General features: G+C 71.2%; 17 protein-coding genes. 15 read left to right on the top strand and 2 right to left on the bottom strand.

Going from position 1 to position 14,805, the window contains the following annotated elements:
• Positions 1 to 11: 11 nt before the first annotated feature.
• The gene (locus Pph01_RS02170) at positions 12 to 1,088 is read right to left on the bottom strand and encodes an ABC transporter ATP-binding protein (protein WP_239116358.1); all 1,077 of its coding nucleotides are present in this window, start codon (positions 1,086 to 1,088) and stop codon (positions 12 to 14) included.
• 159 nt (positions 1,089 to 1,247) lie between these two features.
• Here Pph01_RS02170 and Pph01_RS02175 point away from each other — a divergent pair, with 159 nt between their 5' ends.
• From Pph01_RS02175 to Pph01_RS02245, 15 genes are all read left to right on the top strand, one after another.
• On the top strand, positions 1,248 to 1,991 hold the full coding sequence (locus Pph01_RS02175) for a FadR/GntR family transcriptional regulator (RefSeq protein WP_204071157.1): 744 nt from the start codon (positions 1,248 to 1,250) through the stop codon (positions 1,989 to 1,991).
• A gap of 3 nt (positions 1,992 to 1,994) precedes the next feature.
• Positions 1,995 to 2,717 carry a cache domain-containing protein gene (locus Pph01_RS02180; protein WP_204071158.1) on the top strand — a complete coding sequence of 241 codons (723 nt, stop codon included), beginning with the start codon at positions 1,995 to 1,997 and terminating at the stop codon, positions 2,715 to 2,717.
• Between the two features lie 121 nt (positions 2,718 to 2,838).
• Positions 2,839 to 3,363 (top strand): hypothetical protein, encoded by a 525-nt coding sequence (locus Pph01_RS02185; RefSeq protein ID WP_204071159.1) that lies wholly within the window; start codon positions 2,839 to 2,841, stop codon positions 3,361 to 3,363.
• A 137-nt stretch (positions 3,364 to 3,500) separates the two neighbouring features.
• Positions 3,501 to 3,851 carry a phosphoribosyl-AMP cyclohydrolase gene (hisI, locus tag Pph01_RS02190; RefSeq protein ID WP_203880514.1) on the top strand — a complete coding sequence of 117 codons (351 nt, stop codon included), beginning with the start codon at positions 3,501 to 3,503 and terminating at the stop codon, positions 3,849 to 3,851.
• Positions 3,848 to 4,537, top strand: coding sequence for a TIGR02234 family membrane protein (locus Pph01_RS02195; protein ID WP_204071160.1), 690 nt, complete (start codon positions 3,848 to 3,850; stop codon positions 4,535 to 4,537). The genes hisI and Pph01_RS02195 overlap by 4 nt, the downstream gene beginning before the upstream one ends.
• A gap of 112 nt (positions 4,538 to 4,649) precedes the next feature.
• The gene (locus Pph01_RS02200; RefSeq protein WP_204071161.1) at positions 4,650 to 5,051 is read left to right on the top strand and encodes a CD225/dispanin family protein; all 402 of its coding nucleotides are present in this window, start codon (positions 4,650 to 4,652) and stop codon (positions 5,049 to 5,051) included.
• 4 nt (positions 5,052 to 5,055) lie between these two features.
• The gene (locus Pph01_RS02205) at positions 5,056 to 5,487 is read left to right on the top strand and encodes a DUF2752 domain-containing protein (RefSeq protein ID WP_204071162.1); all 432 of its coding nucleotides are present in this window, start codon (positions 5,056 to 5,058) and stop codon (positions 5,485 to 5,487) included.
• A gap of 144 nt (positions 5,488 to 5,631) precedes the next feature.
• Positions 5,632 to 6,450: an indole-3-glycerol phosphate synthase TrpC gene (gene trpC / locus Pph01_RS02210; protein ID WP_204071163.1), complete on the top strand. Its 819-nt coding sequence runs from the start codon at positions 5,632 to 5,634 to the stop codon at positions 6,448 to 6,450.
• A gap of 71 nt (positions 6,451 to 6,521) precedes the next feature.
• Positions 6,522 to 7,727 carry a tryptophan synthase subunit beta gene (gene trpB / locus Pph01_RS02215; protein WP_239116384.1) on the top strand — a complete coding sequence of 402 codons (1,206 nt, stop codon included), beginning with the start codon at positions 6,522 to 6,524 and terminating at the stop codon, positions 7,725 to 7,727.
• Positions 7,728 to 7,747: 20 nt separating this feature from the next.
• Positions 7,748 to 8,542, top strand: a complete 795-nt coding sequence (gene trpA / locus Pph01_RS02220) for a tryptophan synthase subunit alpha (RefSeq protein WP_204071164.1) — start codon at positions 7,748 to 7,750, stop codon at positions 8,540 to 8,542.
• 184 nt (positions 8,543 to 8,726) lie between these two features.
• Complete coding sequence (locus tag Pph01_RS02225) at positions 8,727 to 9,248, top strand: MauE/DoxX family redox-associated membrane protein (protein ID WP_239116359.1); 522 nt, start codon at positions 8,727 to 8,729, stop codon at positions 9,246 to 9,248.
• A 75-nt stretch (positions 9,249 to 9,323) separates the two neighbouring features.
• The gene (locus Pph01_RS02230; protein ID WP_204071165.1) at positions 9,324 to 10,070 is read left to right on the top strand and encodes a DsbA family protein; all 747 of its coding nucleotides are present in this window, start codon (positions 9,324 to 9,326) and stop codon (positions 10,068 to 10,070) included.
• A gap of 65 nt (positions 10,071 to 10,135) precedes the next feature.
• Positions 10,136 to 11,410 carry a prolipoprotein diacylglyceryl transferase gene (lgt, locus tag Pph01_RS02235; protein WP_204071166.1) on the top strand — a complete coding sequence of 425 codons (1,275 nt, stop codon included), beginning with the start codon at positions 10,136 to 10,138 and terminating at the stop codon, positions 11,408 to 11,410.
• Complete coding sequence (locus tag Pph01_RS02240) at positions 11,407 to 12,126, top strand: VIT1/CCC1 transporter family protein (RefSeq protein ID WP_204071167.1); 720 nt, start codon at positions 11,407 to 11,409, stop codon at positions 12,124 to 12,126. The genes lgt and Pph01_RS02240 overlap by 4 nt, the downstream gene beginning before the upstream one ends.
• Positions 12,123 to 13,055 carry a hypothetical protein gene (locus tag Pph01_RS02245; RefSeq protein WP_204071168.1) on the top strand — a complete coding sequence of 311 codons (933 nt, stop codon included), beginning with the start codon at positions 12,123 to 12,125 and terminating at the stop codon, positions 13,053 to 13,055. Before Pph01_RS02240 ends, Pph01_RS02245 begins: the two co-directional genes overlap by 4 nt.
• Positions 13,056 to 13,232: 177 nt before the next feature.
• Here Pph01_RS02245 and Pph01_RS02250 read toward each other — a convergent pair whose 3' ends face one another.
• Positions 13,233 to 14,792 (bottom strand): bis-aminopropyl spermidine synthase family protein, encoded by a 1,560-nt coding sequence (locus Pph01_RS02250; protein WP_204071169.1) that lies wholly within the window; start codon positions 14,790 to 14,792, stop codon positions 13,233 to 13,235.
• Positions 14,793 to 14,805 lie beyond the last annotated feature (13 nt).

A 14,805-nucleotide genomic window follows, 5' to 3' on the forward strand; every position in this document is an offset into this window, starting at 1 on the left:
GCGCGGCGGGGTCATGGGTGTGCCGCTTCCCGGGGCGCGGCCTCGCTCACGTCCGGGCTGTCCGCGATCGCGAACTCGTGCCGGCGGTGCCACACGAGACTGACCCTGGTGCCCCGCAGGCCCATGACGTCCATGGACGAGACCTGCAGGTTCTGCTGCAGGGCGATCAGGCGCCCGCCGGCGTCGAGGTCGACGACGAAGCGGGTCGCGGGCCCGGCGTAGACCACCTCGGACACCGTTCCCGCGGCGCTGTGCTCGTCCGGCCCGGCGCTCTCGCCGTCGCCGCCGACCACCCGCAGCTTCTCCGGGCGGACGCTGTAGGTCCCCTCCTTGCCGAGGACGGCCCGTGCCGCCTCGCCGGAGATCAGGTTCGAGGTGCCGACGAATCCGGCCACAAACGCGCTCGCCGGCCGCTCGTAGATCTCGGCGGGGGTGCCGATCTGCTCGATCCTGCCCTGGTTGAACACCGCGACCCGGTCGCTCATCGTGAGCGCCTCCTCCTGGTCGTGGGTGACGAACAGGAACGTGATGCCGACCTCGCGCTGGATCGCCTTCAGCTCGATCTGCATCTCCTCGCGCAACTTGAGGTCGAGCGCGCCGAGAGGCTCGTCGAGCAGGAGCACGCGGGGGCGGTTGACGAGGGCGCGGGCGAGCGCCACGCGCTGACGCTGGCCGCCCGACAGCTGGGCCGGTCGCCGTTTCTCGAAGCCTTCGAGGCGCACCGTGCGCAGGGCCTCCAGGGCGCGCTCCCGGCGCGGCGCCCGGGCCACCTTCTTCACCCGCAGGCCGTACTCCACGTTCTCCAGCACGCTCATGTGCGGGAACAGGGCGTAGTCCTGGAACACGGTGTTCACGTCGCGCTCGAACGGCGCGAGCCGGGTGACGTCGCGGCCGGCCAGTTCGACCGTCCCGGCCGTCGGTGACTCGAATCCGGCGATCATCCGCAGCACGGTCGTCTTGCCCGAACCGGACGGCCCGAGCATCGCGAAGAACTCCCCGTCGGCGACGTCGAGATCCACGCCGGCGACCGCCTCGACGCTGCCGAAGGTCTTGCGCAGGCCGCGGAGGCCGACTGCTTGGTCTGGCATGGCCGAAAACATATGGGGTTAAATGTTTCCCGTAAAGGCCCGGACCGGATTCACCGTGTTAACTTCTGGCGCAGCGGAACGCCGGCCCGGGGATGGCGTGGCCGACAGGGGGTTGATCGGCTCCCTCTCAGCTGGGACGGCGAAGGCGGTGGGGACGGCATGGTGGTGAACGCCGCCCGGCTCGCCGTCTTCTCGCCGGTGGACAGCACCGCCCGGGTCGAGGCCGTGGTCCGCCGTCTCGCGGACGCGATAGCCGTCGGCCTGCTCGCCGACGGGGAGCAGCTTCCCAGCGAGGCCGAGCTGGCCGCGAGCCTCGGCGTCTCGACGGTCACCCTCCGGGAGGCCCTCATGGCCCTGCGCCAGCAGGGGATGGTCGAGACCCGGCGCGGCCGCGGCGGCGGCAGCTTCGTGCGGGCTCCCGCCGAGATCGACGTGGCCACGCGGCTGCGCCTGATCGCTGTCGACGAGTTGCGCGATCTGGGGGACCACTACACGGCCATCGCGGGAGCGGCGGCGCGGCTGGCCGCCCAGCGATCTCTGCCCTCCGACGTCGCGCCGCTGTGGCGCTCCCTCGACGAGATGGCCGCCGTCGCCGCGCGGGTGGCGCCTGGCATGATCGCCCAGCTCCGGAGGCTCGACGGCCGGTTCCACATCGAGGTGGCGGCCGCCTCGCAGTCCGCACGACTCACTCAGGAGGAGATCCGGTTACAGGCCGACATCGGACCTCTGCTCTGGCTTTCTCACGAGGCGCTCGGCGGGCACGATGAGATGGCCGCCCAGCACCACGCCATCGCCCGCGCCATCGAGAGCGGCGACGGCGACCAGGCCAGAGCCCTCGCCGAGCGGCACGTGCTCGACGCGATCGACCATCTCATCGAGCTTCGGCTGGGGCTCGAGGAGTAAGAAATGATCACAGATGTGGGCGCCGGGCCCCACAGCCAGGCCGTCACGGAGGCGCTCACCCGCGTGGCCGACGCCGTAGAGGGCGTGTTCGGCACTCTGCGCGAGGTGCGCGACGCGTCGGCCCGGTGCGTACGGCGCCGCGGCCGCCCGCCGGTCGCCGCCGACCTCGCCGGGCTCCGGCCGTTGTTGTGGGCGCGGCTGACCGGCAACGGCGTCGCCGCGCTCATCGCGGGCATCGGGTTCATCGCCGCGCCCGGCCTGCTCGCCGACGCCCACTGGTACCTCGAGTGGTGGCAGGAGCACCCCGCGGGCGCCCCGGTCCAGTTGCTGCGCGACCTCGACCCCTCGAGCAGCGCCTTCTACGACTACACGCACTGGGACTGGTACACCGGCCCGCTCTCCGGCGCCGAGCGCACCATCTGCGGGCCGTACGTCGACTATCTGTGCACGGACGAGTACAGCCTCACGCTCTCGGTGCCGGTCGTCCTCGACGGCGCGTTCGTCGGCGTCGCGGCGGCCGACGTGTTCGTCCGCCGATTCGACGGCGCGGTGCTCCCCGCGCTGCGAGAGATCCCCGCCCCGGCGTTCCTCGTCAACGCGAGCGGCCGGGTGGTCTCGTCCAACACCGTGCGGTGGATCGCCGGGTCGCTCTACCGCGGCGGCGAAGGCTTCGCCGTACGGCCGGTGCGGGATCTCCCGCTGTCCCTGGTCACGGCCGGGGTGTGAACCGTTTTCCGGAAAGATCTCCTGCTACGGAATACTCACGATCACGGCAATAAGCGATTAGTTCCTGATCAATTAAGTTATGTGTCCTTATATGCGACTTTGGCCGTCGTGGGGGCACTTAATGAGTCCAGGTGACTGGTTCCAAGCGGTGTCGGCCGTCGTGGTCGTGGTCGCACTCGTTCTGAACGTGATGCAATTACGCGCGCTCGGCCGGCAGAACATGTCACTGGCGACGTCGTTGCACCAGACGCTCGTCCAGGCGAACACCAGCTCCCGCGCCATGTTCTTCTGGCGCGATCCCGGCCTGCTGGCGTGGCACCTGTCCCATCGGGGCTACGGGTCCTCGACGCGCAGGAAGAACCAGAAGAGGCTCTACATCATCGTTGAGATCGAGCTCCACGAGTTCAACTATCTGAATTACAGAGCGGGGCTCCTGCCGGAGCACGTCTGGGCCGCGTGGAAAAAGGTGCTGGAGGCGGACTTCGCCGTTCCCGAGTTCAGGGAAATGTGGTCGGCCGCGCGCCCGTTCTTCGCTCCGCCGTTCGTCGCCTACGTGGACACGCTCCTTTCCGGGCCGCTTCGATCCGAACGGGGCGTGGCACCGGACACACATTTCTTTTCACGGGTGTTCCACCGGGCCCGGTGACCGGACAAGGCGGCGGAAATGCCGGACCGGGGCACGGGCCGCGCTCTGGTGATGCGCTGGTCGGCGAAGGACAGCGAGCACCTCCTCACGCCCCTGGCCTGACGGCCCCCGAAGCCCGGTGCGGCAGAATTGGGCACATGGCACTCGATCCGAAGATCGCCGGACGGCTGAAGCGCGCCGCTGACGGGCTCGTGCCCGCGATCGTGCAGCAGCACGACACCGGCGAGGTGCTGATGCTCGCCTGGATGGACGACGAGGCGCTGCACCGCACCCTCACCACGGGCCGGGCGACCTACTGGTCCCGCAGCCGCGGGGAGTACTGGGTCAAGGGCGACACCTCGGGTCACGTGCAGTGGGTCAGGCACGCCGCGCTCGACTGCGACGGCGACACGATCCTGCTCAAGGTGGACCAGGTGGGGGCCGCCTGCCACACCGGCGACCGCACCTGCTTCGATGCGGACGTGCTCGAGGTAAGCGAAAACGCATGACCACTCGGAACGTGACGCCCGTGCCCGGCCAGGCTCGTACGGCACGGCGGTCGCTCGCGGTCTGGCTGATCACGTGCGCGGTGGGCGCCGGGCTCGTGCTGGTGGCCGCCGGGCGCACGTGGGCCACGGTGACCCTGCAGTCGCAGACCGGCGCGCCCGGCCCGGCCGAGGTGGCAGTCACGGGCGGCGAGATCGCCGCCTCTCTCACCCCGGCCACTCTCGCGGCGCTGGCGGCCGCGGTCGCCGTGCTCGCCACCCGCGGCCTGGCGAGGCGGGCGATCGCCGTGGTGATCGCCCTGTGCGGCCTCGCGGTCGCGGCGGCGAGCTGGACGGGGACGGGATCGGAGGCCATCGCCGCCGCGGCGCGCGAGCACGCGACGTCGGCGATGATGTCCAGCGGCGCACCCGTCTCGGAGTCACCGGTGTGGGCGTGGCCCGTGCTCTCCATCGCCGGCGGTCTCGTTCTGCTGGCCGCCGGAGTGGCGGCGGTCGTCTGGGGCGCGAGGTGGCCCGGCATGTCGGGCCGGTACGACCGGGCCGGCGGCGACAGCCGTACCGGATCGGCCGGCGAGGGACGGCGAGGCGCACGTCCCAGGAAGGTCACGGGCGAGAGGGCGATGTGGGAGGCCCTCGACGAGGGCGCCGACCCGACCCTGGAACCGCGGCAGTCCCACGACGACGCCTAGCGCTGTTTCCGGCTCATATCACAACTTGTCTGCAACCCTTCAGGTTTCCTCCTGATCAGGCGTCGCCGTCGCTATGCTTCCGGCCGCAACGAGTGATCTCAGGGGAGCACAAATGAGCTACGGAAATCAGCCGGGTGACACGGGGGGCCACGGGACGCCGCCGCCCGGCGGAGGGTACGGCCCCCCCGGCGGGAACTACCCTCCCGGCGGGTACCCCCCTCCGGGCGGATACGGCGCGCCTCCGACGCCGCCGAACAACCATCTGGTCATGGCGATCGTCACCACGATCCTCTGCTGCCTGCCGCTGGGCGTCGTGTCGATCGTCTTCGCCAGCCAGGTCAACTCCAAGTGGGCCATGGGCGACTACCAGGGGGCCGTCGCGTCCTCGGAGTCGGCCAAGAAGTGGTGGATCGCGGCGATGATCTCGGGCCTCGTCGTGGCCGTGCTCTACATCATCCTGGTCGTGGTGGTCGGGATCAGCATCGGCACCTCCTCGTACAACTCGTCATACTGACGGCATGACGGAGATCGTCCCCGCGCGGCGGGGGGTGGACCGGCTTCGGTCCGTGCTCCCGCCGCTCGGAGTGGCGGCGCTCACGGGTGCGGCGTTCGCGTACGTGAGCGCCGTCGACCCGAATCAGCCCGGTCACTATCCGACGTGCCCGTTCCTGTTCCTCACCGGGTTCTACTGCCCCGGGTGCGGCGCCCTCCGGGCGATGCACGCACTGGGACACGCCGACCTGGTGTCCGCTCTCGGATTCAATCCGTTCGCCGTCGCCACCCTCCCCTTTCTTGTCTTCTGGTGGGGGCGATGGGCGTTACGATCATGGCAGGGACGGCCTGTGCGGACGAGCCTTGCGCACCCCGCGTACATCTGGGCGCTGTTCGTCGCCGTGATTCTTTTCGGGGTGCTCCGTAATACACCTTTTGGTCAATTCCTCGCGCCCTGACGAGACCCAGTGGCGGAGCGGCGCGAGCCGGGCCGATAGCATCGCAAGGCAAGACAGGGAGCGCAGCCGACCGGAGGGACCCTTACGCGTGAGCGAGCGGACTGGTATTTCGCGCGGGATCCGAGCCGAGGGCGAGGAGGACGCGTGAGTGTTCTCGAGGACATCATCCTGGGTGTGCGAGAAGACCTCGAGGAGCGGCAGCGGGCCGTGCCCATCGAGGAGCTCAAGGAGCGGGCGGCGCGCGCGCCGGGGCCCCGGGACGCGTACCCCGCGCTCAGAGGCGACCGGGTATCGGTGATCGCGGAGGTCAAGCGGTCGAGCCCCTCCAAGGGCGCGCTGGCCGCCATCGCCGACCCCGCGGCCCTCGCCGCCGACTACGAGGCGGGCGGAGCCCACGTCATCAGCGTGCTGACCGAGCGGCGCAGGTTCGGCGGCACCCTCGACGACCTCGCCGCCGTCCGCGCGGCGGTGGACATCCCCATCCTGCGCAAGGACTTCATCGTCACCTCCTACCAGTTGTGGGAGGCCCGGGCCTACGGCGCGGACCTCGCCCTGCTGATCGTCGCCGCCCTCGAGCAGAACGCCCTGGTGTCGCTCATCGAGCGGGCGGAGTCGATCGGGCTGACGCCGCTGGTCGAGGTGCACACCGAGGAAGAGCTCGACCGGGCGGCCGAGGCGGGAGCCAAGATCATCGGGGTGAACGCGCGGGACCTCAAGACCCTCGAGGTCGACCGCGAGGTCTTCGCCCGGCTGGCGCCCAAGGTGCCCGACGGCGTCATCAAGATCGCCGAGTCGGGCGTGCGCGGCCCGCACGACCTGCTCGCCTACGCCCGGGCGGGCGCCGACGCGGTGCTGGTCGGGGAGAGCCTCGTGACGGGGCGCGACCCCCGGGCCGCCGTCAATGACCTGGTGACGGCCGGAGCGCATCCGGCCTCGCGACTGGACACGGGATCCGAGAGGTAGTCGTGACGGACAGCGTTCATCGAGGAGAGCACCTGACGGGGGCGGAAGGGGTCCTGATCACCCCCGCCGACCTGGTCGGCGGCGGTGTCAGGGGCGACGATCCCGACCTCCGCGGCAAGTTCGGCGTCTTCGGCGGGCGCTACGTGCCCGAGGCGCTGATCCCCGCGCTCGACGAGGTGGCCGCGGAGTACGAGAAGGCCAAGACCGACCTCGGCTTCATCCGTGAGTTCGACCACCTGCTGCGGACCTACGCGGGCAGGCCGACGACGCTCACCGAGGTGCCCCGCTTCGCGGAGCAGGCCGGCGGCGCGCGGATCCTGCTCAAGCGCGAGGACCTCACGCACACCGGCGCCCACAAGATCAACAATGTGCTGGGCCAGGCGCTGCTCACCAAGCGGCTCGGCAAGACCCGCGTGATCGCGGAGACGGGCGCGGGCCAGCACGGCGTCGCCACCGCCACCGCGGCCGCGCTGCTGGGGCTCGAGTGCGTCATCTACATGGGCGCGGTCGACTGTGAGCGCCAGGCGCTGAACGTGGCGCGGATGAAGCTGCTCGGCGCCACCGTGGTTCCGGTCACCAACGGCAGCCAGACCCTCAAGGACGCCATCAACGAGGCCTTCCGCGACTGGGTCACCAACGTCGACCACACCCACTACCTGTTCGGCACGGTCGCGGGGCCGCACCCGTTCCCCGAGATCGTCCGCGACTTCGCCCGCATCATCGGGGTCGAGGCCCGCCGTCAGGTCCTCGAGCTCACCGGCAGGCTACCCGACGCGGTCGCGGCGGCCGTGGGCGGCGGGTCGAACGCGATCGGCATCTTCCACGCCTTCCTCGACGACGAGAGCGTCCAGCTGCACGGCTACGAGGCCGGCGGGCGCGGCGCCGAAACCGGCGAGCACGCGCTGACGCTGACCATGGGAAGCATCGGCGTGCTGCACGGCTCCCGCACCTACGTCCTGCAGGACGAGGAGGGCCAGACGATCGAGTCGCACTCGATCTCGGCGGGCCTCGACTACCCGGGCGTCGGTCCCGAGCACGCCTGGCTCAAGGACTCCGGCCGCGCCGTCTACCACGGCGTCACCGACGCCGAGGCGATGGAGGCCTTCTCCCTCCTCGCCCGGACCGAGGGCATCATCCCGGCGATCGAGTCCTCGCACGCCCTGGCGGGAACGCTCAAGCTCGGCCGTGAGCTCGGACCGGACGCCGTCATCCTGGTGAACCTGTCCGGCCGGGGCGACAAGGACATGGGCACCGCGATGAAGTACTTCAACCTCTGACATTTCGTAAAAGGCAACCGATGACGACACTCCAGACGGTCTTCGAGAAGGCCCGAGCCGAGAACAGGTCCGCGCTCGTCGGATACCTGCCCGCCGGCTTTCCCAGCAAGGACGGGGCCGTGGCCGCCGCGACGGCCATGGTCGAGGCCGGCTGTGACGTGATCGAGATCGGCCTGCCGTACTCCGACCCGCTCATGGACGGGCCCACCATCCAGGACGCGGTCCACCGGTCCCTGATGAACGGCACCCGCATCGGCGACGTGATGCGCACCGTCGAAGGGGTGGCCAAGTCCGGCGCGGCCACGCTCGTCATGACGTACTGGAACCCCGTCGACCGCTACGGGGCCGAGCGCTTCGCGCGCGACCTGGCCTCGGCGGGCGGGACGGGGACCATCACCCCCGACCTCACCCCCGAGGAGTCCGAGCCGTGGCTCGCGGCGAGCAAGGAGGCGGGGATCGACACCGTCTTCCTCGTCGCGCCCAGCTCGCCGGACGAGCGGATCAGCCGGGTCGTCTCCTGCTGCACGGGATTCGTCTACGCGGCCTCGCTGATGGGCGTGACCGGTGCGCGGGAGTCCGTGGGCTCGGCCGCCGAGGGGCTGGTGAAGCGGACCAGGTCCCACACCTCGCTCCCGGTCTGCGTGGGCCTCGGCGTCGGCAACGGCCGCCAGGCGGCGGAGGTGGCGGCCTACGCGGACGGTGTCATCGTCGGCTCGGCCTTCATCCGGCGCCTCCTCGACGCGCCGGACGAGAAGTCGGGGCTCGCCGCGGTCCGCGAGCTCGCCGACGAGCTCGCACGGGGTGTCCGGCACTGAGGTGCATAAGGGGTCATGTCCGGCCCCTGTGACGGGTAAGGCCGGTAAAACCCCTGCTTACCGTGCTCTTATCCGTCACATGTTGTGCTGGTCCCGATATTGTTCACCCGGGGTTGCCGAGCGGGACGAGGAGACGATGGTTCAGTTGGCATCCGGCAGGCCGGTGTCGCATCCGTTACAGTCCGTGGTCAAGGCACTGTCCTGGGTGACGACCCTCGCGAGGCTCGTGCTCGGAATCTCGCTCTTCGTGGCGGGCGCGATCAAGATCGGCGCGCCCGCGGTGTCCGTCCAGGCGGTCAAGGCGTACCAGCTGTTGCCGGACGCCATGGCCACGGTGGTGGGGCACGGGCTGCCGATCGCGGAGATCATCGTCGGGATCCTGCTTGTTCTCGGCCTGCTCACCAGGCCCTCGGCCATCGTGGGCGGTGTGCTGATGGTGGCCTTCATCATCGGCATTTCTTCGGCCTGGGCGCGTGGCCTGCGGATAGACTGCGGCTGCTTCGGCGGCGGCGGCACGGTGGGCGCGGACCAGGACCCCGGATACATCTGGGAGCTTCTGCGCGACGCCGGCTATCTCATCTGCGCCGCATGGATCATCTACAGGCCCCCCGGCCGGTTCGCGATGGACTCGGCGCTCGGTCTGTCCGGGTCACGCGACCCCGGCACGGCGGACGACGACGACGACGACGGCAGCGACATGGATTGACGAGGTCGCGGGCCCGCCGCGATCTCTTCGAGGCCGGTGCGTGATGGCCGGCGGAGCAGCCACGGGGGGGCTTGCGTGAGCAAGAGGGCAAGGGAGGCCTCGGCCAAAGCGCGGGTCGCGGCGCAGCGTGAGGCGGTCCGCAGGCAGGAGCAGCGCAAGCGGACGACCATGCTGACCACGATCGGCGTGATCGTCCTGATCGCCGGCGCGGTCACCTGGTGGTCGGTGCGGCAGAGCGCGTCGGAGCAGGTCACGGGCCCGCTCGCGCCGATCGCGATGCAGCCCGACGGTTCGGTCGTCATGGCGCGGCCGGGCGTCACCTCGCCCGTGGTCGACGTCTACGAGGACTACCAGTGCCCGGCCTGCAAACAGCTGGAGCTGACCAGCGGGTCGACGCTGAAGAACCTGGCCGCCGAGGGCAAGGCCAAGGTCGTCTACCACCTGCTCACGATCTTCAAGCAGGAGCCCACGATGTCGAACTCGCTGCGGGCCTCCTCGGCGGCCCGCTGCGTGACCGACGGCGCCCAATGGCTGGCCTTCCACGACAGGCTGTATCAGGAGCAGCCGGGCGAGACCACGGCCGGGTTCGCCATCGACGACCTGGTCCGGTGGGGCCGTGACGCCGGTGTCACGGCCCCGGACTTCGAGAGCTGCGTGCGGGGCCAGAAGAACGTCCCCGCGCATCAGCAGTACTCGACCCAGGTGATCGCCACGCAGAAGCTCGCAGGGACGCCGACCGTCATGCTGGACGGCCAGAGCCTGGGCACCACCGCGTTCGTGCCGAGCGCTCTGCGGGAGGCCGTTCTCGATGCGGCCAAGTGAGCTTCGGTGCCTGTACTCCCGGGTGTGCACCGAGGGCGGGCGGACTTACGGTAACGTCACGTGACATGCCACCCCTCGCCTCGATTCCCAGCCCGTCACAGGGCGTCTGGGATCTCGGCCCGATCCCGATCCGGGCCTACGCGTTGTGCATCGTGCTCGGCGTCATCGTCGCCGTCTGGATCGGCGAGCGCCGCTGGCGCGCCCGCGGCGGCGCGGCTGGGACCATCACCGATCTCGCCGTGTGGGCCGTGCCGTTCGGCCTGGTCGGCGGGCGTCTCTATCACGTCATCACCGACTGGCAGCTGTACTTCGGGTCCGGCGCGCCCAACCGGCCGATAGACACGCTCTTCATCTGGAAGGGCGGGCTCGGCATCTGGGGCGCGATCGCGCTCGGCGCCCTCGGCGTCTGGATCGGCTGCCGCCGGCGCGGGATCTCCTTCACCGCGGTGGCCGACACGCTGGCTCCCGCGGTCGCGGTCGCCCAGGCCATCGGCCGGTGGGGCAACTACTTCAACCAGGAGCTGTTCGGCAGCCCGACCACCCTGCCGTGGGGTCTGGAGATCGACCCGGGCAGGCCGGGCGCGATCACCGGCGTGGAGACCTACCACCCGACGTTCCTCTACGAGTCGTTGTGGGACCTCGCCCTCGCCGGCGTGCTGATCCTGCTGGCCAGGCGCTTCACCCTGCGGCACGGCAGGCTGCTCGCGCTGTACGTGGCGGGATACACCCTGGGCCGGTTCTGGATCGAGGGCCTGCGGGTCGACCCCGCGCACCACATCCTCGGGCTCAGGCTCAACCAGTGGACGTCGGTGGTCATCTTCCTCCTGGCCGTGGCGTACTTCTGGTACGCCAGGAACAGAACGAGCGAGGAGACCGTCGTCGCTCCCGGTGAGCCCGTGGACGGCGACCAGCCCGCGGCGGCCGGGAGCACGGATGCCTCCGACGCCGCCGACGAGGACGGCTCCGCCGCGGAGCGGGGAGACGGGTCCGAATTAGCGGCCGGGCAGGCGAAGGCCGCCTTCACGAGCGAAGCGGTCGCAGAGACGGCGGGCGAGGCGGAGACCGGCTCCCCGGCGGACGGCGATGCCGACACTGGTGCCGGTGCCGACGCTGACGCCGCCGCGGCCGAGGAGGACGGGGTCGACCCGGCGCACCTGCGGGATCAGGCGGACGAGTCCGACACCGCGCCCCCCGCGGCGGTTCCCGGCTCCGGCCCGGCGGACGAGGACGGCAAGGACGGTCAGGACGGTCAGGACCGCGAGGGCGGTCAGGACGGCGAGGACGAGGCACGGGCAGGCGAGGCGCAGGCCGTACCTGACCAGGAGGCCGGCCAGAGATGACCGAAGGCGGCTCCGGGGCGCGGGCCGAGATCCATCACCAGCATCGGGACGTCACCGGTGGGTGGCTCAGGCCGACCGTGTTCGGCGCGATGGACGGATTGGTCTCCAACTTCGCCCTGATCGCCGGTGTCGCGGGAGGGACCGCCGACACGAAGATCATCTCCTTGGCGGGCGTCGCCGGCCTCGCGGCCGGCGCGTTCTCCATGGCGGGCGGTGAGTACGTGTCGGTCGCGAGCCAGCGGGAACTGGCCCAGGCCGAGATCGACATCGAGCGCCGCGAGCTGGAGCGGCATCCTCAGTCGGAGGAGGACGAGCTGGCGCAGCTGTACGTGCAGCGTGGCGTGGAGCCGGAGACCGCTAGGGAGGTCGCCAGGCAGATCTCCCGCAATCCGGAGCAGGCGCTCGCGGTCCACGCGCGGGCGGAGATCGGCGTCGACCCGGGAGACCTGCCCTCGCCGGTCCTCGCGGCGGTCTCGTCGTTCGTCTCGTTCGGCGTGGGGGCACTCATCCCGCTCGTGCCGTACCTCGTGGGGCTGTCGGTCCTGTGGATTCCGGCGGCCGCCTCGATGGCCGCCCTGTTCGGCGCGGGCGCGCTGGTCTCGAGGGTGACCGCGCGGAGCTGGTGGTTCAGCGGCCTGCGCCAGCTGCTCGTCGGCGGGCTCGCGGCGAGCCTGACGTGGGGGCTCGGCACGCTCATCGGAGCCGGCGGTCCATGACCAGGCCCACGACCAAGAGAAGGCGCCGGACGTCCGGGTCCCGGGACAGAGACAGAGACAGGGACAAGTGGGCCGACTCGGCGCCGCCGGCCGAGTCGGGGATGACCGACCGTCAGCGGCGGATCCTGGTCTGGTCCGGGTCGATCGCCGCCGCCCTCGCGACCACGCTGGGCCTGGTCCTGCTGGCCAACTCGATCACCGGGGGCGCGCCCGCGCCGGACGAGCAGGGGTCCGATCCCTTCGGGAAGGCCCGGCCCGACCTCTACCAGGCATGGCCGTCCCCCAAGCAGTTCGAGCCGATCGCCGACAGGAAGGCCGACGCGGCGCCGCTCACGGCCAAGGAGGTCTTCGGCGCCAAGACGCTCACGTCGGGCCGGATCGCCCTGAAGAAGGTCGGCAGCCAGTTGGACGGCAACTGCGGCGACACCGTGTGGGGCGGCCTGGCGGGAGCACTGGCGGACGCGGGCTGCGAGCAGGCCGTCCGCGGGCTCTACGCGACCGCCGACGGCTCGTACGTCGCCCAGTACACGATGTTCAACCTCGCCGACGTGAAAGCCGCCAACGCGCTCGTCGACGACCTCAAGGCCCTCCACCACGACGGCTGGGTGTTGCCGCTGGAGTCGGAGAAGGCGGGATTCCAGGGATACACGGAGGCCAGCGGCCAGGCGATGGGGCACTTCGTCGGTCTCGCCTGGATCGGCCGCGCGGACGGAGCGGAGCCGGGAGGCAAGGACGACTTCGTCACGCTCGGGCTGGCCGTCCGGGAGTCGGAGAAGGCGCTCTACCGCCGCGTGGTCGCGGTCGCCGGGCTGCCCGCCGCGCCCGCCGGAGGGGACGAGACGGACGACACGGCCCAGCCGTCGGAGCCGCCGCCCAGCGAGCCCGGGTCCGAGGGCGGGGCCTCAGAAGCCCCTCCACCGGCCGCCTGAGAGGTCGGCGGGGGCCCAGGTCGTGTCGGACGCATCAGGCCCTCCTGTGCGCGGCCAGCAGGGCGCCTCGCCGCGTCGCCGCCGTCGGCCGGAGGCTTCCGCTCCGGCCTCCTCCTCCGCCCGTGACGCGTCCGTCTGGATCCGCGCTCGCGACGGGGAGTGCGCGTCAGACCCTCCCTAGGGGAGCGTCCTCGACACCGCGGCGGCGAGCCCGGCGAGGCGGTGAAGGGGCAGTTCCAGGGCGGTGAGGTCGCGCGCCCACGGCGCGGCCTCCTCGACCGCCGCCCTGGCCTCCTTCCTGGTCAGCCCGGCCGTCTCGGTCAGGGCCTCACGCCAGGTGTTGGCCACCTTGCCGTGTGCGCTGTTGAGGACCCGCCGGACGATCCGCGCCGCGGCCCCGTCCGGGGGCGGCAGCCGTACGGCGTCGAGGACGGCCCCAGCGTCGGCAGGCCGGCACGTGACGTCGTAAACGGGCCGGACCGCCTCGGTCAGCGCTGACAGGTCATCCGGCCGGGCCGCGAGCAGGACGCGCACGTGCCCGGCCCGGGTCGCGAGCAGCAGCCGGGGGAGGGCCGTCTCCAGCCCGGCCGGCACGGCCACCGCCACGCGTTCGGGTGTGGCGGCGTACGGCTTGGCGAGCAGGGTGGACAGCCGCGTCCGGGGCACCTTCGGCAGCAGGTCGCGCGGCCACTCCCCGGCGAGCAGCGCGGGGGCGAACTCCGCCACGGCGTCCTCGCCGGCCGGTGCTCCCTCCGGAGAGGCGGCCTCGACGGACTGGGGGCCCTGGGTGTAGATCGCGGTCGCGAGCCTGTCCACGCGGGCCGCGACCGCGGGCCACGTCTTGGTCGTCGGCCGCAGGATGTAGAGATCGGCGGCGCTGCCGATGGCCTCCGCCCCGTCGTATCTGTTGAAGTCCGGAAATATCGCCTCATTGAGGAGATTGAGGTCGGACAGGGTGTTCTGGACCTTCAGGGCGAGCATGGGGGTGCGCTCGGACGCGCCGTAGGCCAGCAGGATGCGGCCGTGGTCGCGATCCCGCAGCCCCTCGGCCGCGCGGGCCACGAACAGGCCGATCCCCTCGGGCGTGTAGGGCGGATCGGTGATCGCCAGGTCGGCCTGCCCGCGCGCGGACGGGGCGAGGCCCAGGCGCAGGTCGGCCCAGCGGGTCCTGACGCCGAGCCCCTGGGCGTCGATGTAGCCGAGGATCCGCTCGTCGATGTCGACGACCGTCACCTCCACCTCCGGATGGAGCATCCGTACGGCGAGGGAGGTCAGGTCGTGGTCGCCCACGCAGAGCAGCCTGGCTCCCGGCAGCCAGAACCGGGTCCCGAGCAGCAGGGCCCGGCGCAGGACCGTGTCGGCGGTGGCCGAGACATGATCGAGGGTGTGCCTGCCCCGGGGAGCCTTGGCGATCAGCTCCGCCAGCCGCTCGTGGGTCTCGGCGTGCGCGCCGGCCAGGGCGGCGACCGGATCGGCTAGATCCGAAATATCGGAGCCGAGGGCGCCGTTATAGCGTGAGGCCCGATCGACCGGCAGCCGGAAGCGGTCGCCGCTGCGCTCAACGGGGAGCTCACGCAGCAGTGACTCGATGGAACGCCGTGACGTGGCGGTCTCCCGGACGAGATCGGCCAGGGTCCACCAGTCTCCGCCGCTGAGAAGGGTGAGGGCTCTGCGCAGACGGCGACTGTCCACGCCTGCCGAGGTCAGGAGTTGATCGATCGCCTCATGAGCCGTCATGCGGCAACTGTAT

It is taken from the genome of Planotetraspora phitsanulokensis (assembly GCF_016863295.1).
Taxonomy (GTDB): Bacteria; Actinomycetota; Actinomycetes; order Streptosporangiales; family Streptosporangiaceae; genus Planotetraspora; species Planotetraspora phitsanulokensis.